The 23624-nt window shown below is 68.2% G+C and carries 20 protein-coding genes; 10 read left to right on the forward strand and 10 right to left on the reverse strand.

All coding sequences use genetic code 11. The annotated features are described in order from the left end of the window. Positions 1-90 precede the first annotated feature (90 nt). Positions 91-348: a dioxygenase gene (locus ACLJK8_RS13575; RefSeq protein ID WP_413150824.1), complete on the reverse strand. Its 258-nt coding sequence runs from the start codon at positions 346-348 to the stop codon at positions 91-93. A gap of 247 nt (positions 349-595) precedes the next feature. Here ACLJK8_RS13575 and ACLJK8_RS13580 point away from each other — a divergent pair, with 247 nt between their 5' ends. The 3 genes from ACLJK8_RS13580 (at position 596) to ACLJK8_RS13590 (ending at position 4061) form a co-directional block, all read left to right on the forward strand. Beyond that, a complete protein-coding gene (locus ACLJK8_RS13580; RefSeq protein ID WP_413150825.1) occupies positions 596-1324 on the forward strand; it encodes a GntR family transcriptional regulator in 729 nt (242 codons plus the stop codon). A 61-nt stretch (positions 1325-1385) separates the two neighbouring features. Continuing rightward, positions 1386-2204: a sugar phosphate isomerase/epimerase family protein gene (locus tag ACLJK8_RS13585; protein WP_413150826.1), complete on the forward strand. Its 819-nt coding sequence runs from the start codon at positions 1386-1388 to the stop codon at positions 2202-2204. Between the two features lie 507 nt (positions 2205-2711). Beyond that, positions 2712-4061 carry a sugar porter family MFS transporter gene (locus ACLJK8_RS13590; RefSeq protein ID WP_413150827.1) on the forward strand — a complete coding sequence of 450 codons (1350 nt, stop codon included), beginning with the start codon at positions 2712-2714 and terminating at the stop codon, positions 4059-4061. 244 nt (positions 4062-4305) lie between these two features. Here ACLJK8_RS13590 and ACLJK8_RS13595 read toward each other — a convergent pair whose 3' ends face one another. The 8 genes from ACLJK8_RS13595 to ACLJK8_RS13630 all read right to left on the reverse strand — a co-directional run bounded on the left by ACLJK8_RS13595 (position 4306) and on the right by ACLJK8_RS13630 (position 14201). Next, a complete protein-coding gene (locus ACLJK8_RS13595) occupies positions 4306-5520 on the reverse strand; it encodes an ROK family protein (protein WP_413150828.1) in 1215 nt (404 codons plus the stop codon). Positions 5521-5613: 93 nt separating this feature from the next. Next, on the reverse strand, positions 5614-7275 hold the full coding sequence (locus tag ACLJK8_RS13600; protein ID WP_413150829.1) for a GMC oxidoreductase: 1662 nt from the start codon (positions 7273-7275) through the stop codon (positions 5614-5616). A 210-nt stretch (positions 7276-7485) separates the two neighbouring features. Then, positions 7486-8784 carry a lactonase family protein gene (locus ACLJK8_RS13605; protein WP_413150830.1) on the reverse strand — a complete coding sequence of 433 codons (1299 nt, stop codon included), beginning with the start codon at positions 8782-8784 and terminating at the stop codon, positions 7486-7488. A gap of 25 nt (positions 8785-8809) precedes the next feature. Then, a complete protein-coding gene (locus ACLJK8_RS13610; protein ID WP_413150831.1) occupies positions 8810-9931 on the reverse strand; it encodes a sugar phosphate isomerase/epimerase family protein in 1122 nt (373 codons plus the stop codon). Beyond that, positions 9931-10398 (reverse strand): DUF6379 domain-containing protein, encoded by a 468-nt coding sequence (locus ACLJK8_RS13615; RefSeq protein WP_413150832.1) that lies wholly within the window; start codon positions 10396-10398, stop codon positions 9931-9933. The genes ACLJK8_RS13610 and ACLJK8_RS13615 overlap by 1 nt, the downstream gene beginning before the upstream one ends. A 58-nt stretch (positions 10399-10456) precedes the next feature. After that, on the reverse strand, positions 10457-11722 hold the full coding sequence (locus tag ACLJK8_RS13620) for an MFS transporter (RefSeq protein WP_413150833.1): 1266 nt from the start codon (positions 11720-11722) through the stop codon (positions 10457-10459). Between the two features lie 315 nt (positions 11723-12037). After that, a complete protein-coding gene (locus ACLJK8_RS13625; protein ID WP_413150834.1) occupies positions 12038-13162 on the reverse strand; it encodes a Rieske 2Fe-2S domain-containing protein in 1125 nt (374 codons plus the stop codon). A gap of 13 nt (positions 13163-13175) precedes the next feature. Then, positions 13176-14201, reverse strand: coding sequence for a PDR/VanB family oxidoreductase (locus ACLJK8_RS13630; protein ID WP_413150835.1), 1026 nt, complete (start codon positions 14199-14201; stop codon positions 13176-13178). A gap of 229 nt (positions 14202-14430) precedes the next feature. On the opposite strand from ACLJK8_RS13630, the gene ACLJK8_RS13635 reads away from it, so the two are divergent. Then, on the forward strand, positions 14431-15345 hold the full coding sequence (locus ACLJK8_RS13635) for a LysR family transcriptional regulator (protein ID WP_413150836.1): 915 nt from the start codon (positions 14431-14433) through the stop codon (positions 15343-15345). A gap of 72 nt (positions 15346-15417) precedes the next feature. Next, a complete protein-coding gene (locus tag ACLJK8_RS13640) occupies positions 15418-15651 on the forward strand; it encodes a hypothetical protein (RefSeq protein WP_413150837.1) in 234 nt (77 codons plus the stop codon). A gap of 130 nt (positions 15652-15781) precedes the next feature. Here the strand turns inward: ACLJK8_RS13640 and ACLJK8_RS13645 are convergent, their stop codons facing one another. Beyond that, positions 15782-16447, reverse strand: a complete 666-nt coding sequence (locus tag ACLJK8_RS13645) for a GntR family transcriptional regulator (RefSeq protein ID WP_413150838.1) — start codon at positions 16445-16447, stop codon at positions 15782-15784. Positions 16448-16545: 98 nt separating this feature from the next. On the opposite strand from ACLJK8_RS13645, the gene hutI reads away from it, so the two are divergent. The 5 genes from hutI to hutG all read left to right on the forward strand — a co-directional run bounded on the left by hutI (position 16546) and on the right by hutG (position 23430). Beyond that, positions 16546-17742 carry an imidazolonepropionase gene (hutI, locus tag ACLJK8_RS13650; RefSeq protein WP_413150839.1) on the forward strand — a complete coding sequence of 399 codons (1197 nt, stop codon included), beginning with the start codon at positions 16546-16548 and terminating at the stop codon, positions 17740-17742. Next, positions 17736-19253: a histidine ammonia-lyase gene (gene hutH, locus ACLJK8_RS13655; RefSeq protein ID WP_413150840.1), complete on the forward strand. Its 1518-nt coding sequence runs from the start codon at positions 17736-17738 to the stop codon at positions 19251-19253. The genes hutI and hutH overlap by 7 nt, the downstream gene beginning before the upstream one ends. 117 nt (positions 19254-19370) lie before the next feature. Further along, positions 19371-20717: a Na+/H+ antiporter family protein gene (locus tag ACLJK8_RS13660; protein WP_413150841.1), complete on the forward strand. Its 1347-nt coding sequence runs from the start codon at positions 19371-19373 to the stop codon at positions 20715-20717. A gap of 46 nt (positions 20718-20763) precedes the next feature. After that, entirely contained in the window at positions 20764-22461 is a 1698-nt protein-coding gene (gene hutU, locus ACLJK8_RS13665) for a urocanate hydratase (protein WP_413150842.1), read from the forward strand. Positions 22462-22518: 57 nt separating this feature from the next. After that, positions 22519-23430: a formimidoylglutamase gene (gene hutG / locus ACLJK8_RS13670; protein ID WP_413150843.1), complete on the forward strand. Its 912-nt coding sequence runs from the start codon at positions 22519-22521 to the stop codon at positions 23428-23430. The last annotated feature ends 194 nt before the right edge of the window (positions 23431-23624 follow it).

Consider the following 23624-nt stretch of genomic DNA (forward strand, 5'->3'; position numbering starts at 1 on the left):
ATCCGAGGTCTCCGCGCTCGAAGCTCCTCCGTGCTCATTCTCACCCATCTCAACACCTCCGTCGGCCCAAATTAAGCCGTCTGGGATGTCTCAAGAAACCCTGGGGCGGAGGACGAGCGAGCCCGACATCAGTACGAATTCGTTGTGCGTGTCGCTCGCGAGCTTGCCGATCTCGTTCAGGAGCGCGGTGGCGTCGCGGAATTCCTCCTCGCTCAGGCGCACCTCGCGGATGAAGCCATGCAGATGCCGGACGAGCGCGACCATGATCTCGCGCAGGCGCGGGTCCTCGGTCCGTTCCATCACCTTCACGACGGCTTCGGTGACATCCGCTTCGGTCCTGATCGCCATGGCTCTCCCTTTTGTTCGATGGACGAGGGCTGTGTGTCAGATAATCGATTTTCTGTCAAGTATCGCTGGGCGGGTTTTGAGCGTACCGCACCGTGCGTGCCTGATCTTATGCGATAATGCACATATTATCATGCATTGCCTGCAAAATTTGCCCAAAGAGCGGCCCGGGACAGGATGTAAGCCGGTTTGGCGTTGACATAGATCATCGTTTATACGTATCTGCGTCGATGACGCGAGGAGAAACGCCATGTCGGCCAGGACCGCGTCCATGCTCCGGGAGCTCGGCGCGATGGCGAGCCTGCCGGGCGAGGACGGCAAGAACACGATCTCGAGCCAGCTCGTCGGCCGCCTCCGCGAGGCGATCGTCTCGGGTGCGATCCCCGCCGGCTCCAAGATCAATCTCGACGCCGAGAAGACCCGGTTCCAGGTCAGCCTCAGCCCGTTGCGCGAGGCACTGGCACGGCTGATCTCGGACGGACTGGTGCGCTTCGAGGACAATCGCGGCTATCGGGTGGCGCCGGTCTCGCTCGCCGATTTCGAGGAGATCGCGCGGCTGCGCGACCAGTTCGAGACCTACGCGTTGCGGGAGGCCATCGCGCGCGGCGACCTCGCCTGGGAGAGCGAGGTGATGCGGGCGCTGCATCTCGTGAACCGGACGGTACGCGACGCTTCCCGGCCCGGGTCGCTGGAAGCTTGGGAGGCGGTGCATCGGGCCTTTCATCTGACGCTGATCGCCGGAAGCGGCATGCCGATCCTGCTCCGGTTCTGTTCGATGCTGCTCAATCTCAACGATCGCTATCGGCGGACCTTTCTTCGGCGGACCTCAGGCGATCGGAACGTGATGATGGAGCACAGCGAGATCGCGCAGGCGGCGGTCGCGCGCGACGCCGATCATGCCTGCGACCGGCTGCGCGAGCATCTCGCGCGCACCGCGACCAACCTCAGGCGGCATCTCGTCGAGCAGGGTATCGAATAGAGGCGCCGCCGTGTCCGGGGGCCGCGCCCGGGGTGGCGCGGGAAGATCAATGGAGGGATGAATGACGGATTCGCGGCGGCGACCGATAGGTCTCGCGCATTTCTCGGCGATCGGTGTCGAACCGGCCGAATTCGTGACGCGCGCGGCGGCCGCGGGTTTCGGCGCGGTCGGATTTCGCCTTTTCCCGGCCTTTCCCGGCGCGCCGTATTATACGTTGCGGGCCGGCGGCCCGGCGGCGCGCGAGGTTCGCCTGCGGCTCGACGATACGGGACTTGCGCTCCATGACATCGAATTCGTCGTGATCGGCGCGGATTTCGATCCCGCGTCCGTCCGCCCGGTGCTCGGGGACGCGGCGGAGCTTGGCGCGCGCCGCCTCAGCGTCTGCGGCGACGATCCCGACCCGTCCCGGTTCGCCGACCGTTTCGCCGCGCTCTGCGCCGTCGCGGCGGAGGTCGGCATGGCGGTCGATCTCGAGAACATGGGCTGGCGGGCGGTTCGCGGCTTCGCCGACAGCATCGCCGCGGTCGAGGCCGCCGGGGCACCGAACGGCGGCGTGCTGGTCGACGCGCTCCACTTCTTCCGGAACGGCGGCGCGCTCGCGGACCTCGCCGCCGCGGAGCCGGCGCTGATCCGTCACGCGCAGCTCTGCGATGTCCGGGGTCCCGCGCCCGGCGACGACGAGGCGAGGATCGCCGAGGCGCGCGCCGGACGCTTCGCCCCGGGAGAGGGTGACCTGCCGCTCGCGGACCTGCTCGCCGCGGTGCCGGAGGAGGCGGCCGTCTCCGTCGAGGTGCCGATCGACGCGGCGACCTCGGTGGAGAGGCACCTCGCCCGCCTGTTCGAGGGAGCCAGCCGCGTCATGAGCGGAACGACGGCCTGAGCGATCGTCGGCGCGAACAGCGGGACCACGCGAGCCAGGTCGCGGCGCACATCCGCGGACAGTGGACCGCCGGGACCCGCCTCCCGCCTCCCGGAACCAGCGTATGGCAACGCCGAGGGCCGCCGAGGATGGCGGCGCCCTCTATCCATCGCGCTCCCCGGCTTCATTGCAGGTCGGTATGCCTGCTGGAAGACTCGACGCGGTTGGCGGCCAAGGTGGCCGGCCTGCCGCGGTCAGGCGGAATGTCATGACCCGAGCGTGGCGCATCCGGGCTTGACGCAAGATTGGCGCTGGCTCGGCGGACGGGGCAATTATCGCAATACGACGCGCGTGTCGCTTGCCTTGGCCTGGGCGGGGTAGCAGGCTCGCAAGAAGCGACTCGACGGCTGCTACGACATGACGAGCGGGGCCCGACTGCCAAGAGGGCCCGGTTGCGCTCGCGTCCCGGCGGTATCTCCGAACCGGGAGTCCAGCCGTCTGGTCGGGGAAAAGGGGGAGACCAAGCACATGCCCAAGCAACTATGGATCTGGTCCATCACCGCGGCGCTGGCCGGATTCCTGTTCGGTTTCGACACGGTGGTGATTTCCGGCGCCGACCAGCAGCTTCAGGATCTCTGGCAGAGCTCCGACCTGTTCCACGGCATGGTCGTGATGGCGATGGCGCTCTGGGGCACGGTCGTCGGCGCGCTGGTCGGCGGCTATCCGACCAACAAATACGGCAGAAAGACCACGCTGATCTGGATCGGCGTGCTCTATACGGTCTCCGCCATAGGCTGCGCCGTGGTGAGCGACCCCTACAGCTTCGCCTTCTTCCGCTTCGTCGGCGGCCTCGGCGTCGGCGCCTCCACGATCGCGGCGCCCGCCTATATCTCGGAGATCGCGCCCCGGGCGCACCGCGGCAAGCTCGTCGGGCTCTACCAGTTCAACATCGTCTTCGGCATCCTCGTCGCCTTCTTCTCGAACTACCTGCTGAGCGGCATCGGCGAGGGCGCGTGGCGCTGGATGCTCGGGATCGAGGCGGTTCCGGCGATCGCCTATACCTTCTTCGCGATGACGATCCCGCGCAGCCCGCGCTGGCTCATCATGCAGGGTCGGTTCGATGAGGCGCGGCAGGTGCTGATGCTCGCCGATCCGAACCGCGACATCGACGCGGCCTTCGCGCAGATGAAGGGCGAGATCGACGAGGAAGCCAAGGCGGGCGATGTCACCATCTTCGACAAGCGCTTCCGCTTCATCCTGATGCTGGCCTTCTTCATCGCCTTCTTCAACCAGATGTCGGGCATCAACGCGATCCTCTACTACGCGCCCCGCATCTTCCAGGAGGCGGGCCTCGGCGAAAGCACGGCGCTTCTGAGCAGCATCGGCGTCGGCGCGGTCAACATGATAGCGACCGGGATCGGCGTCTATCTCATCGACCGGGTGGGGCGGAAGACGCTGATGTATATCGGCTCGATCGGCTACATCTTCTCGCTCACGATGGTAGCGCTCGCATTCGGTCTCGGCTGGGGCGGGCTCTGGGTGCCGTTCTTCCTGTTCTTCTTCATCGCCAGCCATGCGATCGGACAGGGCACGGTGATCTGGGTCTTCATCTCGGAGATCTTCCCGAACCGGCTGCGCGGCTATGGCCAGTCCTTCGGAAGCTCGGTGCACTGGCTGCTCGCCGCGGCGGTTCCGGCCTTCATCCCGGTCGCCTTCGGCACGATCGGGCCGGCGGCGGTCTTCGCGATCTTCGCCGCGACAATGGTGCTGCAACTCCTGTTCGTCGCATTCATGATGCCGGAGACCAAGGGCGTCTCGCTCGAAGACCTCGCGAGACAGCTCATCGGCAAGGACGCCCGGAAGGCCGCGATCGCCTGACCCGGGTCAATACGTAGAGCGGCGCCCACTGGGGCGCCGCCCGACCTTCCCACGCGGCGCGGATGTCCGGGTTGAGCGCGGGGCAGAGAGGATTCGTGACCTTCCCGGAACTCTCCGATCCGGACCTGTTCGCGGCTGTGGAAGGTGACATTCTGACAACATAAGACTGACTCTCGGCCTCATGAGTGCCGGCGGGTCGATCCGCACCGCCTGGTGTCGGAATCGTCGCGCGGGACCGCGGCTGTCAGGCGCGCGCGGCGGGCTCCGGGGCGGCGAGCGGCGGCGGGCGGGTGGCCGTGCGGGCAATCATCCACGGCGCGAGTTCGCTGACGCCTTGTCCGATCGCGAGCAGCGCCGCCGCGACGCCGCCGGTGAGGCGCGCGTCCGGTCCGAGTTCGCTCGTGGTGAATTCGATCGATGGCGAGATGGCGCGGTGGGTGGTGACCTCGATGCTCGAATTGAGCCCGTCGAGCACGAAGGGTTTCGCATTCCCGAGCAGCCCGCCGACGCAGACGACCTTCGGCGCGATGATCTTCGCCGCGTTCGCCAGCGCGCGCCCGAGATAGCGGCCGGATTCGAAGAGGACGCGCTGGCAGGCGGCGTCGCCCGCCTCGGCCGCGGCCACGATCTCGCGCAGCGTTTCCCGCTCCGAATCCGAGCCGCGCAGGCTCTGGACGATCGCCCGTTCCGAGACGACCGTCGCGAGGCAGCCCCGGTTGCCGCAGAAACAGACGGCGCCACCCTGCTCGACCACCATATGGCCGATCTGTCCCGCCATGCCGTCGCCGCCGCGGTGAACCCTGCCGTCGATGATGAGGCCGCTGCCTATCCCTTCGGAACAGGTGACGTTCAGGAAACAGTCCGCGCCCCTGCCCGCCCCCCAGGTCCATTCCGCCAGCGCGTCGAAATTGGCGTCGTTGTCGGCGATGACCGGGACCTCGAACGCGCGCTCCAGGATCGCCCGGATATCGACCTCTCTCCAGCCGGGGAGCCGGGCCGCGGCCCAGGGCGCGATGGCCCCGGTGGCGCGGTCGATCGGCGCCTCCACGCCGAGGGCGATGGCGCTCACCGGCCTCCGCGCCGCCTCACCGCCGAGCGCGCGGATCAGCGCGATCACGGCCTCGGGGCCGCCGCTCCCCGGCAGCGCGGCGTCGAACCGGGTCTCCGCCGCGAAGTCGAGCCACGCCGCTTCGACCGACGAGGCGCCGACGCGGATCGAGACGATCGCGCTCCGCCCGGCGGTGAGTTCGACCAGCGCCTCGCGGCCGTTGACGCGCCTGAGTTCTACGACTCCATCGGCGCGGAGCGCCTGCACGATGTTGTTGATCGTCGCCGGCGCCAGTTCCGTCCTGCGCGAGAGCGCCGCCTGCGACGAGGGGCCGTCGGAGCGCAGCGTCTCGATCACCAGATCGACATTGCCGGTCTTGCGGCTCCGCCGGGTCGTGCCTGCCACGTTCATGCCCTCGATCCGTATTCCGAAGCTCCGGTAGACAGCGGGGACCGCGGTCGGTCAACCCGGCCCGGCGACGCATGGTCCCCGACGCCGGCGGTGCTAGAGATTTCCCCGCGCGTACTGATCGGCGATGTAGGCGCTGGCGCGGACGGTCAGCGCCATGATCGTGAGCGTCGTGCCCGCCGTGCCGCTGCTCGCGAAACTGCTCGCGTCGGTGACGAAGACGTTCGGCGCGTCCCAGCACTGGTTGTTCCCGTTCAAGACCGAGGTCGCCGGATCGCTTCCCATGCGCGCGCCGCCGCTCTCGTGGATCGCGGCGCCCATCGACATGCTGCCGGTGAAGTTCTGGCGGAACAGGAACCGGCTGAACGGATCGGCCTCGGGGAAAGCGCCCTTCGGGCCTTCCTCGAGGCCGAGCGCCGAACCGCTGAACTCGACCTCGAACCCGGCGTTGGCGACCATCTCCTTCATCGAAGCCACCTGCGCGCGGAGCATCTTCTTCTCGTTCTCGCCCATGGCGCAGCTGATATGCGGGATCGGGATGCCCCACCTGTCCTTCCGGCGCGGATGGAGCGAGACCGAGTTCTCGCGGTTCGCCAGCATCTCGCCGAACCCCATGAAGGCGTATTTCGCATCGCTCTCCGGCCGCGCGACCAGCCTCCCGGCAGTACCCTGATAGGCATAGCCGCGCAGGAAGTCGTCGTTGGTCACGGTGTCGAGATTTTCGAATCTCGGCACGTAGACGCCGCCGGTCACGCCATAGAACGGGTCGGAGGGCACGGTGTCGTCGAGCTCGAAGCCCTTCCGGCCGGGGATCGTGCCCATGATCATGCTCGGCACCTGATCCATGAAGTAGCGGCCGAGCACGCCGGAACTGTTGCCGATCCCGTTCGGGTGCTTGGGCGAGGCGGAGTTCAGGAGCAGCCGCACCGATTCGATCGGCGAGGCGCAGACGACGACGATCGGAGCGTCGACGGTCCGGACCTCGCGCGTCAGCCGGTCGACATATTCGACGCCGGTCGCCTTGCCCGTGCCCGGATCGGTCAGGATGCGGCGCACGACGGCGTTGGGGCGGGTCGTCAGCCGGCCGGTCTCGCGCGCGGCGAGGATCGGCTGCGGCACGCGCCTCGCATTGGGCGGCATGTAGCGCCAGGCGACGGGATGCCGGTCGGGCCAGCGCGCCTCGGTCGCCGCCTTGAATGCCGCCTCCGCCCCGGTGAGCTTCGAGGCGCCCTTGTACTTGCCGCTCGGCAGGTTGCGCACATTGTCCTGACCGCCGTAGATCCCGAGAAATTCCTCCACATGGTCGTAATAGGGCGCGAGTTCCTCGTAGGAGATCGGCCAGTCCTCGCCATATCCGTCACGCGAGGCGGCCTTGAAGTCGTAGTCCGTCCAGCGCAGCAACATGCGCCCATAGGTATGAAGCCGACCGCCAAGCTGCTTGCCGCGTATCCAGAGAAACGGCTTGCCGGGCGGGGTCGAATAGGGGTTCTCGCGGTCATTGACGAAGAGGTGCTTGAGCTGCTTGCCGTAGAAGGCCACCTTCGACTGCGTCGGCTGGCCGGTGACGGCCGCCTGCGCCCGCGCCCAGAGCTGGATGCCCTTCTCGCCCGGCCCCTTGAAATTGGGTTTGAAATCCGCCTCGGTGATGTCGCGGCCGAATTCGAGCAGCGTGACGTTGAGCCCGCGTTCGGTCAGTTCCTTGGCGGCGAAGCTGCCGGAAGCGCCCGAGCCGATCACCAGCGCATCGATCTTGGTCATGTCGAAACTCCATCCATCCCAGAAGAGGGAGACCTCGGACGGGACCCCTCAGGTTTTTCTCGGTCCGCGACGCGGACCGGCCCTCGGCCGCGGTCCTCGTCGTCGACGGTGATCGGCTTCTCGTCGATGACCCGCGCCTCCGTCCGCATCGCGCGCCCGTCGCCACCGCCGGGCGTTCGGGGTGAACGGCGGTCAGGTCATCCGGCGGTCTCAAACTTCGGCGAAGGCGACGAAGGCGGGGGACGAGACGGGCGTCTCGCCGATCCTGGTGAGCCCGCCGGTCCGGGGATCGACGCGATAGGCCAGGACCGCGTTCGCCGGCCGGTCCGCGACGAGCACGAACGAGCCCGCGGGGTCGAACGCGAAGCTCCGCGCGGCGAGGCCGGGATGCACGGACTTGGCCAGCGGGACGTGCCCTTCGCGCCGGAGTTGGCCGCCCTCCGCGATGCTGAACCAGGCGAGCGAGTCCTCGCCGCGGTTGTTGACGTAGACGAACCCGCCGTTGGGATGGAGCCGCAGGTCGGCCGGTTCGTTGAGGCCTTCGAATTCCGCCGCGACCGAGCTCTTCCGGTCGATCAGCGCGATCGCGCCGTTCGCCCTGTCGAAGCTGAACGACGCGATGCCGGAAGCGAATTCGAGCGTCGCGTAGAACCGGTCGCCCGACGGGTCGAACACGATATGCCGCGGGCCGGTCTGGTCCGGCATCCTGAACGAGTTGACCAGCGTCAGCCTGTCCGCCACGCTGAAGACACGGATCTCGTCCGTGCCCTTGTCTCCGACAAGCAGCCATTGTCCGGAAGGATCGACGACGGCCGAATGGGCGTGCGCGCTCGCCTGTCCGTGACCGCCCGCCTGTGGCGAGGTGTTGGGGTCGAGACCATGTCCCTCGACGACCACCAGATCGCGGATGCCTTCGAGCCGGCCGTCGGAGCCGATGCCGAGCATGACGACGGTCGAGTCGTCATAGAGGTACTCGACCCCCCAGCTTCCGTCGTCGAGCTTCCTGACATGCTCGACATGCTCGAAGCTTCCGTGGTTCGCGGAGAAGAGTAGCCCCGCCGCCTCGTTCATCGACAGGTAGGTGGGAAAGGGCCCGGGTGTCACGACCGCGTTCAGGGCCGCCAGCTTGCCGGTGCCCGGCTCGACGGAGAAGGCATGGACGCCCGCCGCCGGACCCTGGGGGCCCCTGCCGTCCGTCTTGCGCTCGTCAACCGAATAGAGCGCCTTGTACCGCGGGGAATAGGCGAGAAATCCCGCCTCGCCCGGCTCATCCACATGCTCGATGACCGTCAGTTCCTCGCCGCCGGGGGATACCGCGAACGAGGTGATCCCGCCGCCCTTGCCCCGTTCGTCCGCGTAGGCGCCGACGAAGGCGATCGTCTTCAGTCCCGTCGATGTCATGGTCCTTCCATCCTCCGCCCAGGCGACCGCCGCGCCGAAATGCCTCAGGGCCAGCAGGCTCGCGCCCGCGCCGGCGAGCAGGTCGCGTCGCTTGACGTTGATCTTCATGGTTTCACCTCCCTCCGGCAGCGCTTCACGCCGCCAGACGGCGCAGCATCGACTGGTGCCGGCGGACCTGCTCGACCTCGTTCTCGAGATGCGCGCGATCGCGGTCCTGGAAGTAGCGCTGGCCCTCGTATTCGGTGTTCACATAGCCCTCGTAGCCGCCGTCCCGGAGCGCGCCGATGGCGCCCGCGTAATCGATCGAAAGCTCGTGGAACTGATCCGTCGTCCCCTCGACGAGCGACATGTTGTTGAACTTGCCGTGGACGCTCACGACATGCGGGACGAGCTGGCGCAGCGTGTCGGGCGAGGTGCCCGACATCATCAGCGCCTCGGCGACGACGACATGGTCGATGCGGTTGGGGTTCGCGATCCGGCTTTCGGTGAAGGCGCGCACGCCCTCGAAGGCTGGACGCAGGCTCGGCTTCGCATCGCCCGAATTGAGGAACTGGTTGAGGTCGGAGCGGATATTGCCGGCGGTCTCGGTCGACATGTCGATCGCGGTGAAGGGCGCGTTGCCATCCCTCAGCATCAGCGCGAGATCGACCGCGGCCTCGCAGGCCTCGGGACGGGCGCCGCGTCGCACGAACCAGTCGAGCATCACCTCGGAGGGGCGGAACTGGAAGATGCCGAAATCGGGGACGATGCCGAGATGGCTCCGCCCGGTCTTCTCGACGAAATCGACGATCTCCGTGACCTGCGCGCCTTCGAGCGGCATCGGCTGATGCACCTCGCGGCCGATCCGGATGTCGAGTTCCTCCGCCACCGGCAGCGCGCGCAGGATCACATCCATCGGCGCGGTCGAGAGGACGCGCACGTTCCGGAAGCCGAGGCGCTTCGCGAGCCGGATGTCCGAGCGGAGCCGCTCCGCGCATTCCTCATGCGTCATCACATGGTCGCGGAACTGGAGCACGTCCATGCCCACATCCATCGTGACCGGCACCGTGCCATAGTCCCGCATCCAGCCATGCCAGGTCTCGATGAAGGCTTCGCCCGGGTCGGGGTAGCGGCGGAGCGACATCTCGTCGATGATCTCGACCCCGTCCGCGCCGGGCAAGTTCCGGCTCAGCTCGCGGATCTGGTCCTCGAGCATCAGCTCCTTGAAGAATTGCGACTGCTGGTAGCTGTAGAAGGAAACGCCGAGCTTGAACATCACAGAGTCTCCGCCGCGTTGAGTTCGATCGTGTAGGTGACAATCTCGGGCGCCTTGTCCGAGCCCGCGCCGGTTCCGGGCCGGGGCGGGTCGCGCACCCAGTCCTCGTCCGTCGGCCGGTAGCCATAGGCCGCGAGCACCGACTGCTGGAACCGGATCACATGGGCGCCCGCGCCGAGCCCGCCGGGGCAGGCGACATGCAGGATGCCTTCGTCGTCGTAGTCCCAATGCTCCCAGACCGCCGTCCTGATCTCCTCGAAGGAGCGCGGGGGCACGCCGTTGATCTCGAAGCTCTGGACGCTCCTCGGATAATCGACGCCGTCGATCTCGAGGAAATAGCCGTTGTGGAGCGAGAGGAACACGCCCCGGTAGTTGGCGTTGCGGACCGCGAGGCTGAAGCCGACGACCTCGCCGTCGCGGGTCTCGTTGCAGAGGCTGTCTTCGCGGATCAGGAATTTCTCGAACATCTGCTTTACCCTTCCCGCCCGAGGCGGTGTTTCGTGAATGATCTGCAAGGCGTACCGATCAGGCTTGGGCCGTCTCCGTCGCGGCGGCGGGCTCCCGCTCCGGCCTGAAGAACAGGGTCCAGATGATGGCTGTCAGGATCGCGCAGCCGATCGGGAAGGACCAGACCGGCCACCAGTCGGCCGCCACCGCCGCCGGATTCGCCGCGACCGTCCGGCCGAAGATCACGCCCGCGACCAGCGCGCCGATGCCAGAGCCGAGACCGGAGACGACGAGGATCAGGAGGCTCTGCGCCTGGTTCTTCAGTTCCGGCGGCGACTGCCGGTCGATGTACATCGCACTCAGGATCAGGAAGAAGTCATTGCAGATCCCGTGCAGCGCCACCCCGAGGATCGCGAGCGGTGCCTGGCCGTCGGCGGCCAGCATGAAGAGCACGAAGCGCACGCCCCACATCCCCATGCCGAGCAGGATCGACCATTTGATGCCGAGCCGCGCCAGCGCGAAGGGGATCGTCACGATGAAGACGACCTCGGACACCTGGCCGATGGCGAGGACGCCCGCCACATTCTCGATGCCGAGCGCCGCGAGATAGGGCGAGGCGAAGGTGTTGTAGACGCCGAGCGAGATCGAGGTCAGCAGCGCGCAGACGATCAGCACGGTGAAGTTCCGCTTCCGGAAGAGCACGAAGGCGCGCGCGCCGATGATGTCGCCGAGCGCGAGCTTGGCGCCCTTGGCCGGGGGCGGCGTGCGGGGCAGGACGAGCGAGAACACGCCGAAAGCGAAGCTCGCGACCGCCGCGACCACGAAGACGCCGGTCGAAGCGGAAAGCCCGAGCCCGCCGACGAAGAGCCCCGCGACCACCCAACCGACCGTGCCGAACACCCGGATGTAGGGAAAGATCCGGTCGTTTCCGGCCAGATGCGCCAGGGCGATCGCATTGGTGAGGCCGAGCGTCGGCATGAAGAGGATCATGTATCCGAGGATCAGGAGCAGCACGAGGCCGGCATTGCCCGCCCCCACCGCCGAGGGCACGCAGAGCAGCACGAGCCCGCCTGCGACATGCAGGAAGCCGAGCAGCCGCTGTGACTGGAAGAACCGATCGCCGAGCGCGCCGAGAAAGAGCGGCGAGATGATCGCCGCGACCGCCGCGAGCGAATAGGCGGTGCCGATGATCATCGGAAGCTCGTTGGTCGCCAGCACCAGCCCGAGCGTCGCGAACCAGGAGCCGAAGACGATGAACTCCAGCAGCATCATGATGCTGAGCCGGTAGATCGGCGCCCGTCCTGTCGGGGTCGCGCCGGAGGCATTCAACGAAGGCGCATGCATTTGGGTCCTCCCGCCAGATCGTTCATTTATGGAATGATTATTGGTTTCTTGAGTGATAAATAGCCCATAATCGTCGGTATGACAATTCATATCCGCCAAATATGGGCATCATGGCGCGCATCATGTGATTTATGGATCGAACCATGAACGATTCCGCTCCGGTTTCCCCGATCATTCGGCTGGAAGACTTCCGCCCGCGATCCTTCCCCGAACCGGACTAGTCCCGGGGACGCCCTCCCCCCCCCCCGGACACGACGAAGCCGCGCCGGGGACCCGGCGCGGCCTTCCCGCTGGTCTCGCTGGTCCTCAGCTTCGTTACCGGGCCGCGCTCCCCTGCCGGCCCTCCGTCATCGCCTTGCGGTACATGATCCTGCGGGCCATCAGGCCCGGGCGGTCGGGCGCGAAGCTCATGTCGAACTGCTGTTCCTCGTCGCGCTTGACCACTTCCATGATCCATTCCAGCGCCTCGACATCCTCGTAATAGGCCTTGGCGGAGGCTTCGCGCAGGAAGGTGTCGATCCCGGGATCGGCGGGTTTGAAATCGCGGGAGTTGAACCACCAGTAGTGGATCGACGTGTTGGTCTCCGGCGTGAAGATGTGGGTGATGTAGTAGCGGTAGCGCTCCGGCTCGTCGCCCTCCGGGGCGGGATCGATGATCTCGGCATAGGCGCGGTGCACGGCGGGGCTGACGAAACGCGCCTCCGAGGTCCGGGTGACGCGCTTGTGCATGATATTGGCGGGCTTGCCGTAGACCGCGGGCGGCGGCGCGTTGTCGAGCCGGCGCCGGATCACCACCTGATCGCCATCCACCTCGGCCGTCAGGCGCGAGCGCGCATATTCGGGCGTACCCACCGTGTCGGGATGCAGGAACGGGAAATGCGTCTGGTCGATCAGGTTCTCGTGCATCCCCACGTAGTCGGCCTTGATGTGGAAATCGCCGGTCACCGTGCCCCAGTCCGTATCCTCGAGCCAGGGCAGCTCCGGGATCAGCCCCTCGTCGGCCAGGTCCGGCGATCCCATCCAGATCCAGGTGATCGGGCCGCGGTCCGCGACCGGGAAGGTACGCACGGCGGCGGAGGCCGGGGCGCTGTTCAGCGCCGGCATGTGCACGCACATTCCGTCGGCGTTGAAGGCCATGCCGTGATAGCCGCAGACGAGCGTGTCGCCCTCAAGCTTGCCCTTGGCGAGCGGGAAGGAGCGGTGGGGGCAGCGGTTGCGCATCGCGACGGGGCGCCCGTCCCCGGTCCGGTAGAGCACGACATCGATGCCGAGCAGCCGGCGCGCGAGCGGGACGCGGCCGATCTCGGCGGAGCGGCCGGCGGCGTACCAGCAGTTCCGGACGAGCGGCGTGGCGTAATTGGCGAAATCATCGCCGCCACCCGGCGCCATCGCCTCGAAGATGGCGTTCTCTTCCTGGATCTTGCGGTCAATCGTTCCCATGGGGTCTGTCCTCTTATCTGATATCGAGCTTGAGCGTCGCCGCGTTCGAGATGCGCGAGCAGCAGATGCACATCCGCCGTCCCTCGGCCCGCTCCTCGGGGCTGAGGAAGCTGTCGCGGTGGTCGATCCGCGCCTCGCCTGGATCGACTTCGGTCAGGCAGAGACCGCATTCGCCCCGGCGGCAGTCGGAGAGCGTGTCGACGCCCGCCTGTTCGAGCGCGTCGAGAATGGTGACGCCCGCGCCGACATGGATCACCCGGCCATCGCGGAGCTCGACATCGAGCCCGGTGTCCTCGGGCCGGTGCGCGGCGTTGAAGACTTCGTAGCGGACCCGCTCTGGCGACCATCCGAGCCTTTCGGCGGCGGCCGCGATCGTCTCGATCATCGGGCCGGGGCCGCAGATGTAGACGACGGTGCCTTCGGGCTGGGCCGCGAGGACCGCCTCGAAATCCGGGAAACCGGAGCGGTCGGATTCGTGGATCGTGACGCGGTCACCTCCGATCGCCTCCACTGCTTCGGCGAAGGCCATGTCGCTCCGGTTCCGGCCGGCGTAGAACATGCCATACGGGCGCTTGCGGAACTTGAGCGACCGCGTCATCGGCACGATCGGCGTGATCCCGACGCCGCCCGCGATCAGGAGGACATGCGGCGCGTCCCGGCCGAGACGGAAGGTCCCGATCGGCCGCGACACCTGAAGCCGGGTCCCCTCGCGGAAGGTCGCGTGGATGAAGGCCGAGCCTCGGGAGCGGTTCTCGCGCTGGACGGCGATGCGCCAGAAGGGCTCGGGGGCGTACCCGGGCTCGTACTCGGGCGAGAGCGGCCCGACGAGCGAGTAGTGCCTCAGGAAGCGGCCGGCCGGGCCGCCGAAGCGCAGTTCGATGTGGCTTCCGGCCTCGCCCGGCGGCAGAGCGGAGCCATCCGCCGCGCCGATGAGAAATTCCGAAATCCGGTCGGTGAGGTCGCGGCGGCCGATGATTTCGGCATTGAGATACTTGCTGGCCGCCGGCTGTGTCATGGCTGTGGGTGTGGTGGCTGTCAACGTGGCTCCTCCCTTTGTCATGGAGCTATAGACGGGCCCGACCGGCGAGGCTTATGCGAATTCAGGATAGACCATCGCAATTCCGCCATAATGCGACCTGGCGGCCGGCGACGACCGGTTGGCCCATGCTCGACCGCCCGGCGGGCGGATGATATAGCGGAAATCGACTCTGCCATTCAGATCCGGCATGATGCCAGTGAACCGCCCGCCCCAAACCGCGTCCCAGGTCGTGTCCCAGGCCGCGCCCGAACCCGCCCTCGAAATCCGCGAAATCCTCGCGATCGACGCGGTTGCGCGGACCCGGAGCTTCCGGACCGCCGCCGAGCTCATCAACACCACGCAACCGACGCTCTCGCGCCTCATCGCCTCCGCGGAGCGGATGCTTGGCACGGCGCTGTTCTCGCGCGGCTGGTCCGGGGCGGAGACGACGCCGCCCGGGGATGTCGCGGCGCGCGTCTGCCGCGCGGTGATCGCGGCGATCGACAATTCCGAGCGCACGATCTTCCCCGATCGCGAACTCGGCCGCGAAGGGCTCCGGCTCCGGCTCAACCTGCGAAACGTCCATCTCCAGGCCATCGAGGCCGTGACGCGGGAGGGCAGCGTGACGCTCGCCGCGAAACGCCTCGGCCGGGGCCAGCCCGAACTCAGCCGCGCGCTGTCCGATTTCTCCAAGCGCCTCGGGGTCGAACTCTTCGAGCGGCGGGCCTCCGGCATGGCTCCGCTGGCCCCGGCCCATGAGCTCACGGCGCTGAGCGGCCGGATCGCCTATCTCCTCGGCCTCCTGCCCGAACAACTGGGTGAGCTGAACGGCGCGGTGGTGGGGCGGGTCTCGATCGGCATGCTGCCCTTCTCGGGCCAGGATCTAATCGCGCGCAGCTTCGCCCGGCTCACGAACCTGCATCCGAACGTGCGCCTCGCCTGCGTGCCGGGCAGCTACAACGGTCTCGTCGAGGCGCTCCGCCGGCGCGAGATCGACCGGATCGTCGGCGTGCTGCGCGGGGGCGACTGTCCGGAAGGGCTGATCGAGGATCATCTCTATGACGAACGGTTCACGGTCGTCGCCCGGCGCGATCATCCGCTGCGGGCGGCGGGCGAGGATCTCGCGGCGCTCGCCGCCACGAAATGGGTGGTGGCGCCGCATTGAACCCCGGTCCGCGCGCATTTCGAGGCGGTCTTCGCAGCTTTCCGGCTCACGCCGCCGACGCAGACCTGCGAGATGCTGTCCTTCGGCGCGGCCGAGCAGATGCTGGTCGAGAGCAATTCCGCCGCGATGCTGACCTATGGCGAACGCCGGCTCCGGAGCCTGCGCCCGGAACTGCGCGAGGTCCGGACACCCTTCCCGGCGGCCGCCGCGCCGATCGGGATCACCCGGCCCCGGAACGCGCCCGAGGAACCCGCGCCCCGCGCCTTCGAGGAGATCCTGCGCGCCCTCGTCCGCGAGGAGGCGTAGCGCCGGGGGGTCCCGCCCGCGGATCACCTCGGCCATCGGCGGTCGGGCGCTCGGCGGCGCCTCCGTTCTCTATACCGGTCTCTATACCGGCCGGCCTTGTGTCAGCGGCGGCACGCGCTGCCCGACACCGTCAGATCGAGACGGTTGTGACCTCGTAGCTCCGGGCCGGATGCGACAGGCGGGCCTCGGTCAGATGGGCGTCGCCGAGGAAGGTGTCGCGGGTCACGACGAGCAACGGATCGCGCTCGGCGACTGACAGGATCTCGGCGGTATCGGCATCCGCCGCCGCCGCCGAGATCCGGGTGATGACGCGGGTCGCGGGAACCTCGCGGACCAGCCATTCGTTCGGGCCGGCGGCGCGGAAAGGCTGATCGGCGGCGCCGGGAAGCACATCGAGATTGATCGTCCGGTGTTCGAGCTGGAACGGCCTGCCATCGGCGAGATGCAGGCAGGTCAGCCGGAGCAGCCCGGCCCGCGCGCCGGTCCCCGCCATCACCTCCCGTTCGAGGAGCCGGTAGGAATAGTCGTGACCGCGGTTCTCGATCTCCTCGCGGATCAGCGGGATGCTCAGTTTCGAGGTCTGGGAGGTGCGCCGCGCCACGCGGCTGCCGGCGCGCTTGCGCCGTTCGATCAGCCCCTGCTCGACCAGCGTCGACAGCGCCCGCCTGACCGTGCCGCGCGACGCGTTGAACTCCTCCGTCAGCTCGAACTCATGCGGAATATCGGCGCCGACCGGCCATTCGCCGTCGTTGATGCGGCGCAGCATTTCTTCGCGGATCTCATCGTGGCGCTTCATGGCGCGATCATATGGGCCGCCGGCATGTTTCACCATCCTCAATTATGTTTGGACATATTTTGATAATATGACTATACATATTGGCAAGGAGGAGCCCGATGATTCGTTACATTCTGACCAATGCGCGCCTGCTGACCTGCGCCGAGGGGCCGCGGGGCTATGCCCTCCGGGATGAGGAGATCGCCGTCCAGGATGGCAGGATCGCCGCGATCGGCGACATCCCCGCCGATTTCGTGGCGGCGGAGCGGCATGACCTGGGCGGACGCGTCGTCACCCCGGCGCTGATCGACTGCCATACTCACATCGTCCACGGCGGCGACCGCGCGCGCGAGTTCGAGATGCGGCTCGGGGGCGCGTCCTATGAGGAGATCGCGCGGGCGGGCGGCGGTATCCTGTCGAGCGTCGCCGCCACCCGCGCGGCGGACGAGGACGCGCTGGTCGCGAGCGCCCTGCCCCGGCTCGATGCGCTGCTGGCCGAGGGCGTCGGAACCGTCGAGGTCAAGTCCGGCTACGGGCTGACGATCGAGGACGAGATCCGGATGCTGCGCGCCGCCCGGCGGCTCGAAAGGGAACGGCCGGTCCGGATCGTCACGAGCTGGCTCGCCGCCCACGCCGTGCCGCCGGAATACAAGGGCCGCCCCGACGATTATGTGACCGAGGTCGCGATCCCCGGACTGCGCGCCGCGCATGAGGCGGGGCTCGTGGACGCGGTGGACGGCTTCTGCGAGAGCATCGCCTTCCTGATCCCGCAGATCACACGGCTCTTCGATGTCGCCGCGGAACTGGGACTGCCGGTCAAGCTCCACGCCGAGCAGCTCTCGCATCAGGCCGGGGCCTGGCTCGTCGCCTCGCGGGGCGGGCTCTCGGCGGATCACGTGGAATACGTCGATGCCGAGGATGCGCGGGCGATGGCCGAGGCGGGGACGGTGGCGACGATGCTGCCCGGCGCCTTCTATACGTTGCGCGAGACGCAAGTGCCGCCGATCGCCGAGTTCCGGAAGGCCGGGACGGTGATGGCGCTCGCGACCGACTGCAATCCCGGAACCGCGCCGCTGACCTCGATCCTGCTCACGATGAACATGGGCGCGACGCTCTTCCGCATGACGCCCGAGGAATGCCTGCGCGGCGTGACCGCGAACGCGGCCCGCGCACTCGGGCTGACCGACCGCGGCGTCCTCGCGCCCGGAATGCGCGCCGATCTCGCGGTCTGGAACATCGATCACCCGTCCGAGCTCACGTACCGCATCGGCTTCAATCCTCTGCACGCACGCTATTTCGGAGGTGTGAAATGCTGACCCTTGTCCCGGGCGATGCCACGCTCGACCAACTGGAAACCATCTGGCGCGAGGACCTTCCCGCGCGTCTCGCCGAGGCGGCCCGGCCCGGCATTCTCGCCTCCGCCGGCATGATCGCCGCGGCGGCCGCCGGCGATGTCGGCGTCTATGGCGTCAACACCGGCTTCGGCAAGCTCGCCTCGGTCCGGATCGCGCCCGAGGATACCGCGATGCTCCAGCGCAACCTGATCCTGTCGCATTGCTGCGGCGTGGGCGAGCCGCTGGCGCTCCCCGCCGTCCGGCTCATGATGGCGCTGAAGCTGCTCAGCCTCGGCCGCGGCGCCTCGGGCGTGCGGATCGAGGTCGTCGAACTCATCGAAAGCATGCTCGCGCACGGTGTCATGCCGATGGTGCCCGAGCAGGGCAGCGTCGGCGCCTCGGGCGATCTCGCGCCCCTCGCGCATATGGCGGCGGTGATGCTGGGGCATGGCGAGGCATTCGAGGGCGAACGCCTGCCGGGTGGCGAGGCGCTCTCCCGCGCGGGTCTGACCCCGGTCGTACTCGGCGCCAAGGAGGGGCTCGCGCTCATCAACGGCACGCAGTTCTCGACGGCCCTGGCGCTGATCGGACTCTTCCGGACCTGGGCGGCGGCGAGGGCCGCGCTGGTGACGAGTGCGATGTCCACCGACGCGATCATGGGTTCGACCGCGCCGATGCATCCCGACATCCACTCACTGCGAGGCCATGCGGGCCAGATCGAGGTCGCGGCGATCACCCGCGACCTGCTCGACGGCAGCGAGATCCGCGAGAGCCACCGCGAGGACGATCTCCGGGTGCAGGACCCCTACTGCATCCGCTGCCAGCCGCAGGTGACCGGCGCCGCGCTCGATCTGCTGCGCTTCGCCGGCCGGACGCTGCTGACCGAGGCGAACGCGGTGACCGACAACCCGCTGGTGCTGTCGGACGGGCAGATCATCTCGGGCGGAAATTTCCACGCCGAGCCGGTGGCCTTCGCCGCCGACCAGATCGCGCTCGCCGCCGCCGAGATCGGCGCCATCTCGCAGCGCCGCGTCGCACTCATGGTCGATCCGGCGCTGAGCTTCGGTCTGCCGCCGTTCCTGACGCCCCAGCCGGGCCTCAACAGCGGCCTGATGATCGCCGAGGTCACGACCGCCGCGCTGATGAGCGAGAACAAGCATCTGGCCGCGCCGTGTTCGGTCGACTCGACCCCGACCTCGGCCAATCAGGAAGACCACGTCAGCATGGCCGCCCACGGGGCGCGCCGTCTGGGACTCATGACCCGCAACCTCGCCGTCATCGTCGGCGTCGAGGCGATCTGCGCGGCGCAGGGGATCGAATTTCGCGCGCCGCTCCGGACTTCCGCGCCGATCGCGCGCGTGATCGAGACCATCCGCCAGCGCATCGGGACGATGGGCGAGGACCGCTATCTCGCCCCCGACCTGACCGCCGCGCAGGCGATGGTCGAGGACGGCGTACTGGCCGAGGCGGCCGGGATCACGGCCGCTTACTGACCCGACCCCATCGCTGTCCGATGAGACGCCCCCGCGCATGCCGCGGGGGGGCGGCCGCCCCCGCTCGGCCTCCGGGCGGGTGGCGGAATGGGAGGAAAGAAAAATGGAGGAAATCTCATGAACGCCATCGTACTGGCCGTCGCCGCGATGATGCTGCTGGTCCTGATAAGGGTACCAGTCATCATGGCACTGATCGTGGCGACCTTCATCGGCGGGACCGCCGCCGGAATGAATTTCGCCGACGTGGTCGACGCTTTCGAGGCCGGCCTCGGCAATGGCGCGAACATCGCGCTCTCCTATGCGATGCTCGGCGCCTTCGCGGTCGCGCTGTCGCGGTCCGGTCTCACGCATCTCGTGGCGAGCCGCATCGCGGGTCTGGTCGGGGCCAAGAGCAGCGCGAGCGGCAACCTCTACGCCGCCATGGTGATCTACGGCGCCTTCCTCGTCACGGCGACGCTCGCCGAGACGCTGGTGCCGGTGCATATCGCCTTCATCCCGATCCTGGTGCCGCCGCTCCTCGAGGTGATGGACCGACTCCAGCTCGACCGGCGGGCGGCGGCCTGCGCGCTGACCTGCGGGCTCATTTTCGCCTACATGCTGCTCCCGGTCGGCTTCGGCGCGGTCTACCAGACCGACATCCTGACGAAGAACATCAACATCGCGGGGGAAGCCCACGGCTTCGCCGTCGCCGCGTCCACCGTACCGCTCGCGATGCTGATCCCCGCGCTCGGGATGCTCGTCGGCCTGATGTTCGCGGTCCTCATCTCCTACCGGCGGCCGCGCGCCTACAAGATCCGCGAGATCGGCGAGATCGCGGGCGACGAGAAGCCGGCCCATCCGCCGATGAGCCAGAAGCAGATCACGCTCAGCCTGCTTGCGATCGTCATCGCGCTCATCACCCAGCTCATCCTCGGATCGATGCTGATCGGCGGGCTGGTCGGCTTCGCTCTGCTCAGCCTCGGCGGGTTCTTCCGCTGGAACGAGGTCGATGACGTCTTCGTGCTCGGCCTCCGGATGATGGCGCTGATCGGCTTCATCATGGTCACCGCGCAGGGGTTCGCCGCCGTGATGCAGGCCACGGGCGAGGTTCCGGCGCTCGTCGAAGGCTCCGCCGCGCTCATCGGCGACAGCAAGGCGATGGCGGCCTTCGTGCTGCTCGCGGTCGGGCTTCTGATCACGATGGGGATCGGCTCCTCCTTCTCGACCGTCCCGGTGATCGCGCTCATCTACGTGCCGCTCTGCCTCGAGTTCGGCTTCTCGCCGCTCGCGACGGTCGCACTGATCGGCACGGCGGGCGCGCTCGGCGACGCGGGATCGCCCGCCTCCGACTCGACACTCGGGCCGACCGCGGGCCTCGATGCCGACGGCCAGCACGATCACATCTGGGACACCGTAGTCCCGACCTTCCTGCACTTCAACCTGCCGCTGCTCGCGGCCGGCTGGATCGCGGCCATGGTCCTCTGACCCGGCCCGGCTTCTTCAACGACATCAATACAAAGGATGGACTCCAATGTCGAACAATCCACGCCACAACATCCGCGAGATCCGTCCCGACACCGGGACCGAACTCAAGGCCAAGAGCTGGCTGACCGAGGCGCCGCTCAGGATGCTGATGAACAACCTGCACCCGGACGTGGCCGAGAACCCGCATGAGCTGGTCGTCTACGGCGGCATCGGCCGCGCCGCCCGCACCTGGGCCGATTTCGACAAGATCGTCGAGACGCTGAAGGATCTGGAGGCCGACGAGACGCTGGTCGTCCAGTCCGGCAAGCCGATCGCGGTCGTCCGGACGCACGCCGACGCGCCGCGGGTGCTGATCGCCAATTCCAACCTCGTGCCGCATTGGGCGACCTGGGACCATTTCAACGAGCTCGACCGCAAGGGTCTGGCCATGTACGGCCAGATGACCGCCGGCTCCTGGATCTACATCGGCAGCCAAGGGATCGTTCAGGGCACCTACGAGACCTTTGCCGAGGCCGGCCGCCAGCACTATGGCGGCGACCTTAGGGGCAAGTGGATCCTGACCGCCGGTCTCGGCGGGATGGGCGGCGCGCAGCCGCTGGCAGCCGTCATGGCCGGCGCCTGCTGCCTCGCCGTCGAATGCGACGAGACCCGCGCGGATTTCCGCATCCGCACCCGCTACTGCGACGACAAGGCCCATACGCTCGACGAGGCGCTGGCGATGATCGAGCGCTGGACGAAGGCGGGCGAGGCGAAATCGGTGGCGCTGATCGGCAACGCGGCCGAGGTCTTCCCCGAGATCCTGCGCCGGATGAAGGCGGGCGAGCCGCTGCCGAACGGCCGGCCGGATATCGTGACCGACCAGACCTCGGCGCATGATCCGGTCCACGGCTACCTTCCCACGGGCTGGACCGTCGCCGAATGGCGCGCCAAGCAGGAAATCGCGCCCAAGGCCGTCGAACGGGCCGCGCGCGCCGCGATGCGCGATCATGTCGAGGCGATGGTCGGCTTCTGGAACGCGGGGGTGCCGACGCTCGACTACGGCAACAACATCCGTCAGGTCGCGCTGGAGGAAGGGTTGGAGAACGCCTTCGCCTTCCCCGGTTTCGTGCCCGCCTATATCCGGCCGCTCTTCTGCCGCGGCATCGGCCCGTTCCGCTGGGCGGCGCTCTCGGGCGATCCGGAGGACATCTACAAGACCGATCAGGCGATCAAGGAGCTGTTCCCCGAGAACGAGCACCTGCACCGCTGGCTCGCCATGGCCCGCGACCGCATCGCCTTCCAGGGCCTGCCGGCGCGGATCGCCTGGATCGGCCTCGGCGACCGCCACCGGGCCGGGCTGAAGTTCAACGAGATGGTGGCGAGCGGGGAACTCAAGGCGCCCGTCGTCATCGGCCGCGACCATCTCGACTCGGGCTCGGTCGCCTCGCCGAACCGCGAGACCGAGGCGATGAAGGACGGTTCCGACGCGGTGTCGGACTGGCCGCTGCTGAATGCGCTGGTCAACACCGCCTCGGGCGCGACCTGGGTCTCGCTGCATCACGGCGGCGGCGTCGGCATGGGTTTCTCGCAGCACGCGGGCGTCGTCATCTGCGCCGACGGCACGCCCGAGGCGGCGAAGCGGCTGGAGCGGGTGCTCTGGAACGACCCCGCCTCGGGTGTCTGGCGCCACGCCGACGCGGGCTATGACATCGCGCTCGATTGCGCGCGGGAACACGGGCTCCGTCTGCCCGGCATCCTCGGCTGACAAGAGGCGAGGCCGGCGCGCGCCGGCCTCGCTCAACGACATGCATCGGTTGAAACCATGATCGAACATCGCAACGCACAGCCCTGGACCGGACGCGGTGATCCGGAGGACGGCGACCTGGCCCTCAGGATGCATCATCTGGCCGGGCGCGACGACGCCGGCTCCGCGCTCATCGGCTTCGCCTGCGACGCGGGTGTCCTGCGCAACAAGAGCAACCCCGGCGCCGCCGAGGCACCTCCCGCGATCCGCGGGGCGCTGGCCAATCTCGCGGCTCCCCGGCAGCCGCGCGGCTTTCACGACGCGGGCGACCTGGTGGTCCCCGGCGACGATCCGGCCCCCGGCCAACAGGCGCTGGCCGAGCATCTCGCGCCGCTCGTCGCGCGCTACCCGCGCGTCGTGGTCCTCGGCGGCGGTCACGAGACCGCCTGGGGGAGCTGGCGGGGCCTGCGTCGCGCCATGCCCCACGCCCGGATCGGCATCGTCAATATCGACGCGCATCTCGACATCCGCGCCATCGGGCCATCGGGCCCGTCCTCGGGCACGCCGTTCCACCAGATCCGGCAGGCGGACCCGGACGGTTTCGACTACGCCGTGCTCGGGCTCGCCGAGGAATCGAATACGGAAGCGCTGCGGGCGCGCGCCCGCGACTGGGATGTGGCGATCGTCGAGGATCACGCCCTGCAGACCAGCGCCGAGGCGGGCTTCGACGTGATCGACGCGCTCAGCGCGCGTAGCGACGTGATCTACCTGACAATCGACCTCGACGTGCTGCCCGCCGCGCAGGCCCCCGGGGTCAGCGCCACCGCCGCCCGCGGCGTGCCGCTCCATGTCGTCGAGGGGCTGGTCGCGCGAACCCTCGCCTCGGGCAAGGTGAGGCTGGCCGATATCGTCGAACTCTGCCCGCCGCGCGATCATGGTGACCGCACGGCCCGCTGCGCGGCCCTGCTCGCCCGGCGCCTGCTTGGCTGAACCCGGACGACGGATCACGCGGCAGCCGTCGCCGCCATCGAGCTCGGCGACGCGGTCGCCGGGCTCGGGATCTGGGCGCGGTGGACCGTGAGTTGCGAGTTGCGTATCGAAACTCCGGATCGGAGGCCCCGGAGACGGCCGGGCCCTCGCCCGCGGCATTCAGACAACTGGACGCCATGAATCCAAAATGCAAT

The sequence above is a fragment of the Amaricoccus sp. W119 genome, assembly GCF_047275745.1.
GTDB lineage: Bacteria > Pseudomonadota > Alphaproteobacteria > Rhodobacterales > Rhodobacteraceae > Amaricoccus.